The organism is Nocardiopsis sp. iso_186, from assembly GCF_056173365.1.
The window spans coordinates 2,566,102-2,581,757 of record NZ_CM149670.1; the positions used below are offsets into that span (position 1 = coordinate 2,566,102).

13 protein-coding genes are annotated in these 15,656 nt (G+C 69.2%); 7 read left to right on the forward strand and 6 right to left on the reverse strand.

Annotated features, from left to right (window positions below; all coding sequences use genetic code 11):
* Positions 1-343 precede the first annotated feature (343 nt).
* Complete coding sequence (locus tag AC0VYP_RS11380; protein WP_475473946.1) at positions 344-1,039, reverse strand: HAD family hydrolase; 696 nt, start codon at positions 1,037-1,039, stop codon at positions 344-346.
* Between the two features lie 362 nt (positions 1,040-1,401).
* Here AC0VYP_RS11380 and AC0VYP_RS11385 point away from each other — a divergent pair, with 362 nt between their 5' ends.
* Entirely contained in the window at positions 1,402-2,568 is a 1,167-nt protein-coding gene (locus AC0VYP_RS11385; RefSeq protein ID WP_285761871.1) for an acyltransferase family protein, read from the forward strand.
* Positions 2,569-2,639: 71 nt separating this feature from the next.
* On the opposite strand, the gene AC0VYP_RS11390 is transcribed toward AC0VYP_RS11385, so the two are convergent.
* Genes AC0VYP_RS11390 through AC0VYP_RS11400 form a run of 3 tightly spaced genes read right to left on the reverse strand, consistent with a single transcriptional unit; the run spans position 2,640 to position 5,390 of the window.
* On the reverse strand, positions 2,640-3,653 hold the full coding sequence (locus tag AC0VYP_RS11390; protein ID WP_475473948.1) for a methyltransferase: 1,014 nt from the start codon (positions 3,651-3,653) through the stop codon (positions 2,640-2,642).
* Positions 3,654-3,673: 20 nt separating this feature from the next.
* Positions 3,674-4,996: a cation:proton antiporter gene (locus AC0VYP_RS11395; protein WP_475473950.1), complete on the reverse strand. Its 1,323-nt coding sequence runs from the start codon at positions 4,994-4,996 to the stop codon at positions 3,674-3,676.
* A gap of 31 nt (positions 4,997-5,027) precedes the next feature.
* A complete protein-coding gene (locus tag AC0VYP_RS11400; RefSeq protein ID WP_475473952.1) occupies positions 5,028-5,390 on the reverse strand; it encodes a YciI family protein in 363 nt (120 codons plus the stop codon).
* 299 nt (positions 5,391-5,689) lie between these two features.
* Between AC0VYP_RS11400 and AC0VYP_RS11405 the strand changes: the two genes are divergently transcribed.
* The 3 genes from AC0VYP_RS11405 to AC0VYP_RS11415 all read left to right on the forward strand — a co-directional run bounded on the left by AC0VYP_RS11405 (position 5,690) and on the right by AC0VYP_RS11415 (position 10,119).
* A complete protein-coding gene (locus AC0VYP_RS11405) occupies positions 5,690-7,690 on the forward strand; it encodes a carbamoyltransferase family protein (protein ID WP_475473953.1) in 2,001 nt (666 codons plus the stop codon).
* Between the two features lie 34 nt (positions 7,691-7,724).
* Positions 7,725-8,633: an ROK family protein gene (locus AC0VYP_RS11410; RefSeq protein ID WP_475473955.1), complete on the forward strand. Its 909-nt coding sequence runs from the start codon at positions 7,725-7,727 to the stop codon at positions 8,631-8,633.
* 931 nt (positions 8,634-9,564) lie between these two features.
* Entirely contained in the window at positions 9,565-10,119 is a 555-nt protein-coding gene (locus tag AC0VYP_RS11415; protein ID WP_475473957.1) for an NUDIX hydrolase, read from the forward strand.
* A gap of 201 nt (positions 10,120-10,320) precedes the next feature.
* Here the strand turns inward: AC0VYP_RS11415 and AC0VYP_RS11420 are convergent, their stop codons facing one another.
* Positions 10,321-10,755 (reverse strand): type II 3-dehydroquinate dehydratase, encoded by a 435-nt coding sequence (locus tag AC0VYP_RS11420; RefSeq protein WP_285761879.1) that lies wholly within the window; start codon positions 10,753-10,755, stop codon positions 10,321-10,323.
* Positions 10,756-11,092: 337 nt separating this feature from the next.
* On the opposite strand from AC0VYP_RS11420, the gene AC0VYP_RS11425 reads away from it, so the two are divergent.
* From AC0VYP_RS11425 to AC0VYP_RS11435, 3 genes are read left to right on the forward strand one after another with little or no spacing between them, the layout of a single operon-like run.
* A complete protein-coding gene (locus AC0VYP_RS11425) occupies positions 11,093-12,259 on the forward strand; it encodes a DegT/DnrJ/EryC1/StrS family aminotransferase (RefSeq protein WP_475473959.1) in 1,167 nt (388 codons plus the stop codon).
* Positions 12,256-13,380: a Gfo/Idh/MocA family protein gene (locus AC0VYP_RS11430; RefSeq protein WP_475473961.1), complete on the forward strand. Its 1,125-nt coding sequence runs from the start codon at positions 12,256-12,258 to the stop codon at positions 13,378-13,380. The genes AC0VYP_RS11425 and AC0VYP_RS11430 overlap by 4 nt, the downstream gene beginning before the upstream one ends.
* A gap of 41 nt (positions 13,381-13,421) precedes the next feature.
* Entirely contained in the window at positions 13,422-14,120 is a 699-nt protein-coding gene (locus AC0VYP_RS11435) for an HAD-IA family hydrolase (RefSeq protein ID WP_475473963.1), read from the forward strand.
* Positions 14,121-14,207: 87 nt separating this feature from the next.
* Here AC0VYP_RS11435 and AC0VYP_RS11440 read toward each other — a convergent pair whose 3' ends face one another.
* Entirely contained in the window at positions 14,208-15,272 is a 1,065-nt protein-coding gene (locus AC0VYP_RS11440; protein WP_285761883.1) for a 3-dehydroquinate synthase family protein, read from the reverse strand.
* Between the last annotated feature and the right edge of the window lie 384 nt (positions 15,273-15,656).

The following is a 15,656-nucleotide window of genomic DNA, read 5'->3' on the forward strand; positions in this document are numbered from 1 at the left end:
CCGAAAAGCCGCATTGCCACTACTCCAATCAGGGGGGCTTGGTCGAAACAGTCGGAACAACACACAAATCCTCAGTCGCGACCAGCTAGAAGCCGATTTGACGGTAACACCTCCACAAAAGAACACGCAATACCTCAAAGTTCCACGAATGTCTGTGCAATGAAGAGCTAACGTTCGACACCTGACCGAAACCTCTACAGCGGCCCAAGTGATTACTAAGAGTGAAAATTGCTGGGAGGGGGGCAGGTTCCGCGCCTGTGGCGAACGATGGACGAGGGCCGGTGCGGGATCGGTTCCCGGCCGACGACGGCCATGCGCGGATCGGGGCGGGACGCTGCCGTCCTCAACTCCACTCGGCGGTCTCGACCGGACGCCCCAGTTGACGCGCGGCCCTCGACCGTGTCGCGCGCGTGGCGTTGACCAGCACGGCGCGGCGCGCCCCGCGGAGCAGTGGCAGATCGGCGAGGGAATCGGTGTAGACGACGTCCCAGGGCGGAGCCGCCCCGGCGCGGACGAGTGCCCCGGGTTTGCGTCGTCCGTGGTTGTGCGGTGCCAGCCCGAGCCCCAACCGCCCGGTACGCACCCCTGAGGCCACCAGCACCACGTCGCGAACGCCGATCGCGCGGAGCAGTGCCGCTGCCAGGCCCCGGTCCGTGGCGGTCGCGACCGCCACCAGGTCGCCCCGCTCCTGGTGGTCACGGATGCGGCGTACCGCGTCGTGCACCACCCAGCCGGGAGTGCGCGCCAGCTCGGCGCCGAACCGTTCGGCGTATCCGGTGAACCATTCCTCGGTGCGTCCCAGCAGCGCGATGCGCACCAGTGAGCGGGACAGGCGGGCACGCACCCGCGGTAGCCGGGCCGACAGGGCGAAGGCCGCCACGACGGGCAGCGACAGCAACAGCCGCCACCGGGCGCGCATCAGCTGGGCCCGGACCAGCGCGCCGAACGTGTCGTGGTGGGTCAGGACCCCGTCCAGGTCGAACACCACCGTGACGGTGCCCTCGTGCGGTCGGTCCGCTCCGGGGAGACGGGCGCTCATGACGGGTCAGCATGGCACAAGGGTCCGGTGGGAAGGCCCGGCCCCCCGGTGTGTCGGACGGGTCGGTGCCACTGGGGAAGGGCGCGCGCCGGAGCGCCCTGGCCGTTCGTCCTTCCCGCAGAGCGGTGGGCGGGCAATGGGCGGGCAGTGGTGATCCGGTGCGCCGCGTGCCCCCTGATTTCGATCCCCTCGGTTATGGTGATCGCGGTCGAAAGGGTTTTCCCGACGTTTCGGTCCGGCTCGGTGTGCCATTTTCGTAAGGGCGCGCATTTGCCTTCCCTTTCACGGCGTCGCACTTTTCGGTAATGGAAACGGTGGAAACCCCGATCGGCCCCGCCGTCCCCAGAAGGGAAGCAGTGCCGATGACCGTTTCGCCCCCGAAACCGATGCGCCTGCCGTCGCTTACCGGCCTCCGCTGCGTTCTCGCGATCCTGGTGTTCCTCTGCCACGCCCTTGAAACGGCGCGGCTTTACGCCGATGACCGGTTGAACCATCTCGGCGTCATTTTGCCCTACGGAATATCGTCCCTGTCGTGTTTCTTCATCCTGAGCGGGTTCGCGCTCACCTGGTCGGCCGCCCCGGGGGACACGCCCGCGCTTTTCTGGCGCCGCCGCGTCGTCAAGATCTTTCCCAACCACATCCTCACCTGGGCCCTGACCCTCGCCCTGCTCGGGATCGTGTTCGGTCCACTGCCCATGCTGGGACCGCCGCCCGACGCCGGGCCGGCACTGGCCAACCTCGCACTGGTGCAGACCTGGATCCCGGTGCCCTCCTACCTGCTCAGCGTCAACGGGATCTCCTGGTCGGTGTCCTGCGAGCTCTTCTTCTACCTGTTGTTCCCGTTGCTGATCGGACCGCTGCGACGGATTGCGGCCAACCGGCTGTGGTGGTGCTTCGGCGCGACGGCGGCCGCCATCGCCCTCCTGCCGGCCCTCATCGACGCAGCGATCAGCGCACCGGCGTGGCCGTTGTGGCCGCCGTTCTCTTTCACCGAGACCTGGCTGGTCTACTTCTTCCCGGTCGTGCGCATGCCCGAGTTCCTGCTGGGGGTCCTGCTCGCCCTGATCGTGCAAGCCGACCGCTGGCCTCCCGTGCGCATGAGCTGGGTGGCCGGCGCCACCGTCCTGTTCTGGCTGATCACGCTGGCCCTACCGCCCATCTACGGTCGCAGCGGTTTTCTCGCGATTCCGCTCGCCCTGCTGATCCCCGTCCTGGCCACCCGCGACCTGCGCGGCGAGACCGGCTGGTTGCAGAACCGGACCGTGGTCGCCCTCGGGGAGGCCTCCTACGCGATGTACCTGCTGCACTACCCCGTCATGGCGGTCACCCGCCACCTGCTCGGGCCCGACCGCTACTTCGGTGTCGTGGAGGGCACGCTGGTCATCGTTGCCATGTTCGTGATCTGCCAGCTCCTGGCCATCGCGCTGTTTCGGTGCGTGGAGGACCCCCTGGTGCGGCGCTTCTCCCGTCCTGCCCGGGGGCGGGCCCCCCGCGGTCCCGAACAGGCCGAAGGCCCGCCCCGCGGATAGAGCCGGCGCACCGCACCCCGGTACCGAGAAGTGCCGGCCACGCCGAGGGTTCCCCGCGTGGCCGGCACCGGTCAGACCGCGTGTTCCTTGAAGCCGATCACCATCGACCGGTTCGCGTCCAGGGCGCGCACCGAGGTCCGGGCGAAGCCGGCGTCGCGCAGCCAGCCCTCGCACTCGGCCCCGGTGAAATCGAAACCACCGCCCAGTGCCAGGTTCATCCTCAGGCTCATGAACAGCGCGCCCAGGCTGCTGCGTCGATCCTCGTCCACCAGCCGCTCATAGACCACCACCGCACCACCGGGCGGAAGCGCCTCGTAGGCCTTCCCGATGAGGATCCGTTTGCGCTCCAGGTCCCAGTTGTGCAGGACCTGCCCGAAGACCACCACGTCGGCCTCGGGGAGCGCCTCGGCGAAAAAATCACCGGCCTGGAAGCGCACCCGGTCGGTCACGCCGGCCGCTGTCGTGAACTCCTCGAAGGCGGGACGCACGGGGGGAAGGTCGAACCCGATGGCGCTCAGATGCGGGTGCCGGTCCACGATCTGCGCCGCCACGGCCCCTTCCGCACAGCCCACGTTGACCAGGCGGCGGTACCGCTCCCAGGGGAACCGTTCGGCCATGGCCTGGGCGGGGCCCGTGCTCTCCGCGGTCATGATGCGCAGGAACCCCCGGCTCCCCTCCTCGGAGGTGTAGAGGCCGGAGTAGAACTCCTGGGCCGAGGGCAGGGCATCGGGGGAGTGGCCGGCGCGCAGGTCGGCGGCCACGTCGATGACGGGTCCGTCGAGCGCTTGGTCGATCGCCGCCCCGAGGTAGACCTCGGGTCTGCCGGCGTCCAGGTAGTGCGCTGCCTCGGGACCGTTGCGGTAGCGGCCTTCCTCCCGGAGCAGCAGGCCCAGTGCCACGAGCGAGTCCATGAAGTCCTCGACGGCCCTGGGCCCGGCGCGCAGGCCCAGTCGTGCACGGATCTCGGGGGAGGTCAACGGGGAACGTCCCAGCTCGGTGAACACCCGCAGCTGGATCGCGCTGTGCAGCGTCTTGGTCTTCCACTGGTCCCACAGCAGTTCGGTGATCGTGTCCGGTGCCGTCATGGTGCTTCTCCTGGCTTTGGTTACGAGGGTTCCTCCGCCGGTCTGCCCGGTGCTTCGGGTGGCGCGGGTGTCTCGCGGGCGTCCGACGGGGCGGGGGGATGCGGCGGCCTACCGGAGGAACGCGCCGCGACGAAGTCGATGACCGTCAAGAGCGGTGCGGTCAGACACGTGGTGATCAGGGTCATGCCCAACAACGCGAGGAACAGCGCGGGAGGGAGAATGCCGGCGCTGTACCCGGCCTGCAGGACCACGATCTCGGTGAGGCCGCGGGTGTTCATCAGCGCGGCCAGGCGCAGCCCGGTCCAGTGCGATTCCCCGCCCAGCCGTCCACCGAGGTAGCCGCCCGCCGTCTTCACGACGATCGCCACGGCCGTGACCGCGGCCATCATCGTCCACGACATGCCACTGAGTGGCCCGGAGAGCACGGTCGCCCCGGTCACCAGGAAGAACACGGGCATGAGCAGGCTGCCGACCCGAGAGACCCGGCCGACGATCTCGGGCCACGGGGCCAGTGAACCGGGGCGGGGCAGGACGAAGCCGACCAGGAACGCGCCGAACAGCGAGGTCAGGCCGAGGTGCTCGGTCGTCCAGGCCATCGCGAGGGTGAAGCCGCCCACCAGGACGGCGCCAAGGAGAGGCGACCTGGCGAACAGGCGGTCGGCGGGGCCGCTGCGCACGAGCGGTCGCACCAGGGCCACCAGCACGACACAGCCCACCAGGACCGCCAGTGCCACGAACAACCCGCTGCCGGCACCCCCCACGGCAACCGCCAGCAGCAGCCATGCGGGGACGTCGATGACGACCGCCGCCTGCAGGGACAGCCGTCCCGCTGTTGTCGTGGTCATGCCGCGGTCGGCGAGAATCCGGGCGAGCACGGGGACGGCGGTGACCGCCAGGGCCACGGCGAGCAGGAGCAGGAACGACGGCAGGGGGGCATCACCGCGCAGGGCGGTGGGGCCGGTCCGGTCGATCCACAGGGCCAACAGTGCGCCGGCGGCAAGGGCCGGGAGGAACGACGTCACCGCCACCCACGCCACGGGGCGCGACCCGGTGCCGGCGCCGCGGACGCGCATCTCGTAGGCGATGCCCAGCAGGAACAGCATCAGCCCGGCGTGCCCCAGGTGACGCAGTACCTCCACCACCGTGCCGGGCAGCAGCGCCTCCAGCGCGGCCCGACCGGCCAGGGCGATGACCGCCGGGCCGAGAAGCAGGCCGACCACGATCTCGCCGATCACCGGTGGCTGTCCGATCGCGCGGAACACGATTCGGCCCAACCAGGCGAGGAGCAGGACGACGGCCAGCGCCACTGCCGCGTGCAGTGCTTCGACGGGTGTGGCGGGCACGGTCAGCGCACCTCCGCCCGGGCCGCCCCGGTCACGTCATCAGTCCGGTTATGGTTTTGAGCCGGCGGATCTCCACGGACGTGAACCTGGCGTCGGGCACCTGGGAGGCGACCTCCGCGGCGCGCTCGTCATCGGCGCAGTTGACGAGGTAGTAGCCGCCGAGTTGTTCCTCGTCGGTGCTGCGCGGCCCCTCGATGATCTCGGTCCTGCCGTCACGGACCCGCACCGTGCGCGAGTCGGCCGGCACGGAAAGAACCGCGCTGTCCACGTGCTCGCCACTGGCGATGATCGAGCGGGTGAAGTCAACGTGCTCGGTCAGGCGCTGGTCGCGCTGTGCCTGTGTCAGGGTCGCCCAGTGCGCGGCGTCGGTGGGAATGAGCAGGAGGTAGCGCACAGGGGGCCTTTCAATAGGGAATTTCCCCCGGATGAAGGGGTCGCTGAATATTTGAGCGGAAGCCCCAGGGGCTTGTCAACGAATTGTTTCACCGTTTTTCGAGTGATTCCGGTTGCGCCGTGGAAAATGGTTCCCGCGAAGTTCTGGTTGCCGTCCGGTGGGTCGGCAATGGAAAAGGGGAACTGTTCGGTGCGGGTTTATTTTTTTATCATGATGGCGCCGTCCTGCCCGCAGGGAAAACGATTCCTGCTTCCGCGTTCGGTCAACCTCCATCGCTCTCGTCTGGTTCGGTGAATACAATGCTGGTACTCGGCCTGAACGGGAATTTCTCCGCTGAGGACACCGACCTGGTGCCCGACATGTTGGAATTCTTCTTCCACGACGCCTCCGCGAGCCTGATCCGCGACGGCGTCCTCATCGCTGCGGTGGAGGAAGAACGGCTCAACCGCATCAAGAAGACCACCAAATTCCCGGCCAACGCCATCCGGGCCTGTCTGGCCACCGCAGGGGTCACCCCTGACGACATCGACGCCGTGGGGTACTACTTCCGCGAGGACCACATGGACGCGGTCCTCAACCAGCTCTACACCGACGACCCCCGTGTCCCGGTCCGCCACTCCCGCAGGCTGATCAAGGACCGTCTCAAGGCCGAGTTCGGCTGGGAATTGCCCGACGACCGCCTCGTCTACATCCCCCACCACGTCGCACACGCCACGTCCGCGCTGGTCCGTTCGGGAATGGACGAGGCGCTGGTGGTGATCATGGACGGCCGGGGCGAAGAAGAGTCGGGAACGGTGTTTCGCTCCGCCGGCGGGCACCTGGAAAGCCTCGCCACCTACCCGGCGGGAAAATCCCTGGGATCGGTCTACCTCAGCGCCACCCAGTTCCTGGGGTACAAGTTCGGCGACGAGTACAAGGTCATGGGACTTGCCCCCTACGGCGACCCCGCCCGCTACCGCGACGTCTTCCAGGAGCTCTACACCCTGGAGGAGAAGGGCGAGTACACCGTCCACCACAGCACGGCCGTTCCCAACCTGATCGGCCCGCCCTTCGCCGCTGTGGGGCTGCTGCCCAGGCGCAAGGGGGAACCCTTCGCCCAGGAGCACAAGGACTTCGCCGCCGGTCTCCAGGAAGCGGTCGAGAAGATCGCCCTGCACGTGCTGCGTTATTGGGCCGAGACCACTGGACTCACCCGGTTGGCCTTCGGCGGCGGTGTCGCACACAATTGCAGCCTCAACGGCGCGATACTGCGTTCCGGTCTCTTCGACGAAGTGTTCGTCCACCCGGCCTCGCACGACTCCGGCGCCGGTGAGGGCGCCGCGCTGGCGGCCGGGCGCCTGCTCGGCGCCTCGCCCCGGCCGCTACCGCGACTGCGCAGTGCCTCGGTCGGCCCCGATCTCGGCTCGCTCCAGGAGATCGCCGCGGCGCTGGCGGGCTGGGCGCCGATGGTCGAGGTCGAGCAGCCCCACGACATCGTCGGGACCACCGCGCGACTCCTGGCCCAAGGAGCGGTGATCGGATGGGCCCACGGCGGCTCGGAGTTCGGCCCGCGCGCGCTGGGCAACCGCAGCATCATCGCCGACGCCCGCCCCGCGCAGAACCAGACCCGCATCAACGCGATGGTGAAGAAACGCGAGAGTTTCCGCCCGTTCGCCCCCGTCGTCACCGTCGAGGCGGCACACGACTACTTCGAGCTTCCCGCGACCGCCGCGAACTACGACTTCATGTCGTTCGTGGTGCGGGTCCGGGAGGAGCACCGCCGCCTGTTGGGCGCGGTCACCCATGTCAACGGCACCGCTCGGGTCCAGGTGGTCAACGCCCGCGCCAATGAGCGTTTCCACCGCCTGGTCAACGAATTCGGCCGTCTCACCGGCACCCCGGTCCTGCTCAACACCTCCTTCAACAACAACGCCGAGCCCATCGTGCAAAGCGTGCACGACGTCATCACCGGTTTCCTGACCACCGGGCTGGACGCCCTGGTGATCGAGGACTTCCTGGTCCGACGCGGTCCCGGCGGACCCCTGGGGTTCGACAACCTGGCACTGCGATTCAGGCCGGTGACCCGGCTGGCCACCCGGGTGCGTCCGTTGCCGGCCGGACAGCGCGTCACCACCCACGAAATCTTCCTCGACTATTCCACCGGTCCGCGCGCCGAGGTTTCCGCCGCCCTCTTCTCGTTGCTCACGGAGGTCAACGACACCCGTTCGCTCGCCGCTCAAAGCGTTGCGCTCACCGATGGGCTCAAATCCGAGCTGTTCGACCTGTGGCAGCAGCGGTTCTTCGAGCTGCGGCCGCTGTGAGGCCCCGGGGAACCGGGCCGATACGGCGGGTGGGATGAGTCGGCTGGGCATCGACATCGGTGGGACCAAGGTGGCGTTGCGGCTGGAAGGGGCGGGTCGTGCGCCCTGGCAGACGGTCTTTCGCTGGCCGGAGCCGGGACCGGATCGCGGTGCCGACCCCGATGCCGACCTCGCGGCACTGGCCGAAGCGGTCAGGGGATTGTGTGCACAGTGGGGCGGAGCCGTCGAAGGCGTCGGGGTGGCGTCGCCCGCGACCCTGGACCGCTACGGCCGGGTGAGCGCCTGGCCGGGGCGGCCGGGGTGGGTCGGTGTCAACCTGCGCTCCGCGCTGCGCGCGCTGGTCCCGGGGGTCCCGGTGCACTGTGCCGATGACGGTGACCTCGCGGCACTGGCCGAGTCCTACGCGGCAGGGCGTACCGACCTGCTCTATCTGGGTGTGGGCACCGGGGTGGGCGGTGGAATCGTGATCGGCGGACGTTCGTGCCTGGACACCCGTCGAGGGTCGTGCGAGATCGGGCATCTGCCCATCGATCGGGCCGGTCCACGCTGTGATTGCGGCCGCCGGGGGTGCCTCCAGGCGGTCGCCTCGGGCCCGGCGACGCTACGCAGGGCGTCCCGGTTGCGCGGTGCCCACGTGGATTTCGCCGGGCTGCGTGACGCGTTGGCCGCCAACCGGGCCTGGGCGGTGTCGGCGGTGCGCGAGAGCTGTGACGCATTGGCCGCCGCGGTGGTCGGGGTGGGGGAACTACTGCACCCCTCGCTCGCGGTGGTCGGCGGGGGGTTCGCCACCGGACTGCCGGGTTTCGTCGCCGCGGTGTCCCAGCGGGCCGCCGCACTGGGGCGGCCCGGTCACCCCCCACCCCAGGTCCGGGAGGCGAAACTGGGCGGTTTCTCCTCGCTGCACGGCGCGGTCCACGCCGCGGCCCGCCCCGAAGCCGGATGAGCGGTCCCGGGCGCCTGATCGTGTGCCCACCTGCTGGTGGGCACACGATCGTGGGAAGTCCGCTCCCTCCGGAGGGCATCCGCTGACGGATCGTTTCGGTGCGGCGTCCACCGGTGTGCCCACTGCCGGCGTCCAGGGCACGCATGAGGCCGCGACCCCTCAGGAGAAGATCGTCGCGAGTACGGGATACCTCCGGATCGCGGCCTTCGCTCCGCCTGGCTCCGGAACGCCGAGACCGGTTGAGGGGCGATCGTCCCTTCCCGCCAAGTTCGGTGCGGGAGCCGTGAGCCCGATCTTCTCCGGCCGGAAGGGCCCAGTGGGCCCTTTCGATCGGCTTCTCGAGGGTGGAGCACGAGCACGGGGCCGGTCGTCCTTTCGGTCCTTCTGCGACTTGCCCAGGAGGGTGGGGAGCCGGTTCGGCCTCCCCGTCGTGATCGCCCAGGACACGCGCTCGAAGGCGTATTTCCACTGTGCGCGCTCCGGTCTCAGGCGTTGTCTGGTGGTGGACCTGGGAACCAGCCTGGGCGGTGCCTGTATCGATGCCAGGGGAACGATTCCCGCCCTGCTCGGCCAGGTCGGCAGAGTGGCCCATGATCTCTCCGACGACGCCCGGCGGCGAAAGGACGGCCGTGGTCAGGGACTGCTTTCCCAGTGGACGTCTGCCACCGGGCTCCGTGAGACAGCCGGGAGGCTCGGCTTGGCCGTCACCGATCCGAACCGGCTCGACTCGGCGGTCGAGTCCGGGGAGCCGGCGGTCCGGTCACTGATTCGAGAATTCAGTTCGCAATCGTGGAGCCCACGCTTTCCCGCGAACTGGTCGCGCGAACCGGATAGACGGCCGGCCCCCGGCGACGCCGACGCCGATCGGGACAGGAAAACACTCGACCGACACGCGGACTTTCGAATACCCTGAACAATCAGGGTGGTTTTCATGGTCGTCTTCGATCGGGTTGTCGGCATCCTTTCCACGATTCTGGCCTTCTTCGCGATCGTTATACGAGATTCCGGCCGCGAGTGGCTTCTGATCCAGCGCCGCAACCCCGACAAGAACTTTCACGGCAAACAGGATTTCACGTGCGCGGCGGCGGGGATGGTCAGCGCGACCCGGGACCGCCGCTCGGAGGAGCTCGACGTCTACGCGACGGCCTGCAACGAACTTCGGGAAGAGGCCGGTGTCAGAGTTCGAGAGGACCAGGTCGTCTTCCTGGCCCTCCTCCACGAGACCAACCTGCGCGAGGTGGGGCTCGTCGCCGAAGTGGAGGTCCAGGCGTCGCCCGCCACCCTCATCGGACCTCACGCGGATTCTTTCGAGAGCAAGGGGTTCCTGCTCTGCGAGGCGACGCCGGAGGCGTTCGCCGACTTCCTCTCCCGCAATCTCCCCGTCGAGCGGTTCGCGCCGTTGAGCGCGGGGGCGATCCTGTTCTCCCTGTTGCGCCGCTTCTCCCGGGAACGCATCGAGTCCGCTTTCGGCCGGCCCAAGGCTTGATCGGCCCGCCGTTCCCGTGGAATCACGACGGGGAGGCGTCCGTCTGCGGTACCCACCATGTTCCCCCGGTTCCGCGGCGTCCCCAAGAGCAGGGGGCCGCGGTCGAAGGCGAACCCGTCACGGGCCGGAGCGCCCCGAACAGCCGACCGGCGAACACGTTGCCGAGACCACTGGACCCCGGCCGGGAGCCCGGCCGCCCGGTCAATCGGCGGCGACCGACAACAAGGCGCGCGCCGCGAGACGGTAGCCCAACGGCCCCAGACCCGCGATCACACCGTTGGCCAGGGGAGCCAGCACCGACTCGTGCCGGAAGCTCTCCCGCGCCCAGACATTGGACAGGTGCACCTCGATCCAGGGCCGCGGGTAGTTGGCCAGCGCGTCGCGCAGGCTCCAACCCGCGATCATCAGGGCACCCGGGTTGACGACCGCCCCGACCGCCCCGTAATGCCCCTGCAGCGTCCCGATCATCTCCCCCTCGCTGTCGTGCTGGCGGGCCACGACCCGCCAACCGCGGTCGGCGACCTCCTCGCCGACGGCCTTCTCGATGTCGAAGAGCGTGTCGGTGCCGTAGATACCGACCTCCCGCTGCCCCAGCATTCCCAGGTTGGGGCCGTTCAACAGCAGTACGTCCTTCACCAGACACCCTTTCTGCTCGCGTGCCGGCCTGTTCGCCTCGACCACGCGACAACGCGTTTTCTCCCGGTGCGCTCGAATCGAAGGTAGGCCAGGGCACAAGGAGAAGCCAAAGACAGTCCGATAAATCCCCCAACTAAGGGGGGTGCCCACACAATTAGGGGGTTGGAGTGTTCCGGGCACATCATTAAGCTCCTGGGAAATCCGGTCCCGACGGGTGTGCTCACCCTCCCTGCCGAACAGGGCCGACGGGCTTCCCCGGGGCATCGCCGCCCCGGGAATTCCATAATTCAGCCGATGATGTTTCCCTTTTGTCCGAGTGGAATGGGAGTGGGATCAATTGAGTCCTCGAACAGGCCGGGATCTCGACTTCCCGACGTGGCCCCAGTACGACGGCGGAGAGTACACCGGGTTGGTCCGCGCCCTGGAACAGGGCCAGTGGTGGCGGATGGGTGGCGGAGAAGTCGATGCTTTCGAGCGCGAGTTCGGTGACTACCACGGAGCCCCGCACACGCTGGCGGTCACCAACGGGACCCACGCGCTGGAACTCGGCCTCGAAGTACTGGGGGTCGGCCCCGGCACCGAGGTCATCGTTCCGGCCTTCACCTTCATCTCCTCCTCGCAGGCCGTCCAACGACTGGGCGCGGTGGCGGTGCCCGTCAACGTCACCCCCGACACCTACTGCCTCGACCCCGTCGCGGTCGAAGCCGCGATCGGCCCCCGGACCCGTGCGATCATGCCGGTGCACATGGCCGGCCAGTTCTGCGACATGGACGCCCTGGCCAAGATCGCCGACGAGTCCGCGGTCCCGCTCATCCAGGACGCCGCGCACGCCCACGGGGCGCGCTGGCAGGGCCGGCGGGTCGGGGAACTCGGCTCGATCGCCACGTTCAGCTTCCAGAACGGCAAGCTCATGACAGCCGGGGAGGGAGGCGCGGTCCTCTTCCCCGACGACGCCACCAGCGCGGCCGGCTTCCTGCGCCACAACTGCGGGCGGCCCCGCGCCGACCGCGGCTACTTCCACCGGACCTCGGGATCGAACTTCCGGATGAACGAGTTCTCGGCGGCTGTACTGCGCGCCCAATTGTCCCGCCTGGACGCGCAGATCGCCGTTCGCGAGGAGCGCGCCCCGCTCCTCGCGGACCTGCTCGCCGCGATCCCGGGGGTGGTCCCCCAGGCACGCGATCCCCGCTGCGACCGCAAACCGCACTACATGGCGATGTTCCGTCTCCCCGGCATCGGCGAGCACAGGCGCAACGCGCTCGTGGACGCCCTTGTCGAAGAGGGAATACCTGCCTTCGCCGCGTTTCGGGCGATCCACCGTACGGACGCCTTCTGGGAGACCGGGGCGCCGGAAGAATCCGTCGAGGACGTCGCCCGACGTTGCCCCAACGCCGAGGCCATCAGCACCGATTGCGTGTGGCTGCACCACCGGGTCCTCCTCGGCTCCGAACAGCAGATACACGACGTCGCCGCCGTCCTCGCCGACGTAGTGGGGCGGGTGTGAACCTCCCGCCTGCCCAGGCCGATCCCGGGGCGCCCATCAGAGTCGCCCTGGTCGGCCTGGGGTGGGCCGCCACGTCCATCTGGTTGCCGCGGCTGCGGCGCCACCCCGGTTTCGCGATCGTTGCCGCCGTGGACCTCGACCCGACGGCACGGGAGGCGTTCGCCCGGGCCGCGCCGGGCGTCCCGATCCTCGCAGACGTCGGCGGGCTCGCGCCCGGGCAGGTCGATCTGGCCGTCGTCGCGGTCCCCAATCATGCCCACTGCGCGGTCGCCGTCCAGCTCCTCCGGCGAGGGCTGCCCGTATTCGTGGAGAAACCCGTCTGCCTGGACATCGAACAGGCCGACCGGTTGGCAGCTGCTGAGCGGTCGGGCGGCGCCGCCCTGCTCGCCGGTAGCGCGGCCCGTCTGCGCGGTGACGTCCGCGCCCTGCACGACGTGCTGCCCTCCCTGGGGCCGATCCGGCACCTCGATGTGGCCTGGGTCCGTGCGCGGGGCGTGCCCGACAGTGGGGGCTGGTTCACCCACCGGCAACTGGCCGGTGGCGGAGCACTGCTCGACCTGGGATGGCATCTTCTGGACACCGCGCTGGCTCTACTCGGACCGGTCAGCTTCGCGCAGGTGGTGGGTGCCACCTCCGCCGACTTCGTCAACGCCCACTCCCGCCGGGCCGTATGGCGAGGAGAGGGTACCGCATCGACGAGCCCGGCTTCCGCCGGCGACGTGGAGGACACCGCGCGCGGTTTCCTCACCACCGATGAGGGGACCTCCATCGCGTTGCGGGCGTCGTGGGCTTCCCACGAGGCCCACGACACCACCCTGCTCCGGGCCGAGGGCAGCCGGGCGACGGCCACGCTGAGCTGTACCTTCGGCTTCAGCCCGAACCGGTCCGGCCGTTCGTCGCTGACCCTCACCCGTGACGGCCACACGGTCCACCTCCCCCTGCCGGACGATCCCGTCGGTGCCGAGTACGACCGCCAGCTCGACCTGATCCCCGCGCTGCTCGCCGACCCGGCGACCCACGGGGACGCACTCGACGACGCCCGCCAGATCATCGCGGTCATCGACGGCATCTACGCCTCCGCCCGAGCAGCGCAGATCCGTCCGGTCGCCGCCGCACGCTAGGTCCTGCCGGCGCCACAGCGACACCCCAAGGAGCGACGAGCATGCAGACCGACTCCACCCCGCGACCGGACCTGCCGGAAGTCCCGGGAACCGATCACCCGCTGCGCGCGGTGGTCTTCGACCTCGACGGTGTGATCGTCAACAGCTTCGAGGTCATGCGCGAGGCGTTCACCATCGCCTACGCCGAGGTCGTGGGCCCCGGTCCCGCGCCGTTCGCCGAGTACAACCGCCATCTGGGGCGCTACTTCCCCGACATCATGGCCGTCATGGGCCTGCCCCCGGAGATGGAGGTCCCCTTTGTTCGGGAAAGCTACCGGCTGGCCCATCGTGTTCCGCTCTTCGACGGGGTGACCGAGACGCTCACGACCCTGCGCGAGCGCGGCCTGGGCCTCGCGATCGCCACGGGGAAGAGCGGGCCCCGCGCACGTTCCCTCCTGGCCGTCCTCGGTGTTCTGGACCTGTTCGACCATGTGGTCGGTTCCGACGAGGTTCCCCGGCCCAAACCCGCACCCGACATCGTGCTGCGCGCACTCGACCTGCTCGGGGTGGCGCCGGGCGAGGCGATGATGGTCGGGGACGCGGTGACCGACCTGGCCAGTGCCCGGGCCGCGGGGGTCATGGCGGTCGCCGCGCTGTGGGGCGAGACCGACGAGGCGGCTCTCCTGCGCGAACGCCCCGACCGCGTGCTCACGTCCCCCGCAGGGCTGTTGGCCTGGTGCCCCGCCCCGGTGTCCGGCTGACCGGCCAGGCTCCTTCTCCACCCACACGACGCCGGTACCGCGCGGATCGGTCACGGGGGCCGGCGGCTCGGGGAGGTCGTCGTCGGGTTAGGGGGACTCGCTGGGCATCGCCCGCAGTGTCGCGGCGACGGCCGTCTCGGGTACGCCACGCACCAGTTCGGCACCCCGCGGACCGTCGAGGACAAAAGCCAACCCGGAGGTCGCCTTCTTGTCCAGGCGCATCAGTTCCAACAGCCGCGGCACCGGGACACCGGCCGGCAGCGCGCTGCGCAGGCCGTACCCTTCCACCACCTCGGCGTGCTCGCGGACCCGGTCGGCACCGATCCGTCCCAGGAGCCCGGCGAGCCGGCCGGCGAACACCGTCCCGATCGCGACACCTTCGCCGTGGCGCACCGAGTAGTCGCTGGCGCGCTCCAGCGCGTGTCCCAGCGTGTGCCCGTAGTTCAGCAGGTGGCGCAGGCCGTGGTCGCGCTCGTCAGCGGCGACGATGGACGCCTTCAGCGCCACGCTCGCCGCGATCTGCTCCTGAACGGTGAGGCCGCGCAGGTCGCCGGCCCCAATGAAGTGGCAACGGGCGATCTCGCCGTACCCGTTCAACAGTTCGGCCCGGGGAAGCGTCGTCAGGTAGTCGCTGTCGCACAGTACCGCGCTGGGCTGCCAGAAGGCACCGACGAGGTTCTTCCCCTCGGGGAGGTTCACCGCGGTCTTGCCGCCCACACTGGCATCGACCTGCGCGAGCAGCGATGTGGGCACGTGGACCACCGCCACCCCGCGATGGTAGAGGGCGGCCGCCAACCCCACGAGGTCGGTCACGGTCCCCCCACCGCAAGAGACGACCGCGTCGTCGCGGGTCAGCCCGAATCCGACGAATTCGCTGCACAGTTGCTCCACCGCAGCCAGATTCTTGCTCGGCTCCCCGTCGCGCACCGGTACGACCCGCGCGGGAACGCCCGGGTCGGGAACCCACTCGGCCGGGCGCGCCGAAGCCACGACCACCCGCTGGGCCCCGAGACCGGCGATGACCTTGGGCAGTTGACGGCGAACACCCGCCCCGATCAGCACGGGATAGGTGCGCTCGCCCAGCGCCACCTCGATTCGAGCGGTGGGTTCCCCTGATCCGTCGTCCACGCCGTCCGCCGTGCTCACCGCCACGTACTGCCTCCCTTGTCCCGCATCAGCAACAGTGGCCGAAGCGGACCGGTGCTCCTGCGAACACGAAAGAACGATCCGGCGAGAGAAAAGCCGCAGACCGCCTGCCAATTCTAGGTTCGGGGGCGGTAAATCCCAGGCCCTCATCCAATTGTTCGCCCATTACCGGGTAATCGGTCGAACGGAAGATTCCTGCCTGCCCTTGGCCGTCGCATTCGACGACGCCTCCATTCGCCGATCAACCGTTTTGTCGCGGTTGTATTTCCCCAGGCGTTCGATACCGGGTATGGGGAGCAGCCCCGAAAAAATAGGGGGGTCCGTTCCCGGTTCTTTCGTGAGACTGCAAACGGCATGCGGCCCGCTCGGACGCGGCTCGGTCCGCACGGA

Bases quoted from the DNA above. Each gene is read 5' to 3' on its own strand.
- AC0VYP_RS11380 (WP_475473946.1), bottom strand. From the start codon at position 1,039: ATGAGCGCCCGTCTCCCCGGAGCGGACCGACCGCACGAGGGCACCGTC.
- AC0VYP_RS11385 (WP_285761871.1), top strand. From the start codon at position 1,402: ATGACCGTTTCGCCCCCGAAACCGATGCGCCTGCCGTCGCTTACCGGC.
- AC0VYP_RS11390 (WP_475473948.1), bottom strand. From the start codon at position 3,653: ATGACGGCACCGGACACGATCACCGAACTGCTGTGGGACCAGTGGAAG.
- AC0VYP_RS11405 (WP_475473953.1), top strand. From the start codon at position 5,690: ATGCTGGTACTCGGCCTGAACGGGAATTTCTCCGCTGAGGACACCGAC.
- AC0VYP_RS11410 (WP_475473955.1), top strand. From the start codon at position 7,725: ATGAGTCGGCTGGGCATCGACATCGGTGGGACCAAGGTGGCGTTGCGG.
- AC0VYP_RS11415 (WP_475473957.1), top strand. From the start codon at position 9,565: ATGGTCGTCTTCGATCGGGTTGTCGGCATCCTTTCCACGATTCTGGCC.
- AC0VYP_RS11435 (WP_475473963.1), top strand. From the start codon at position 13,422: ATGCAGACCGACTCCACCCCGCGACCGGACCTGCCGGAAGTCCCGGGA.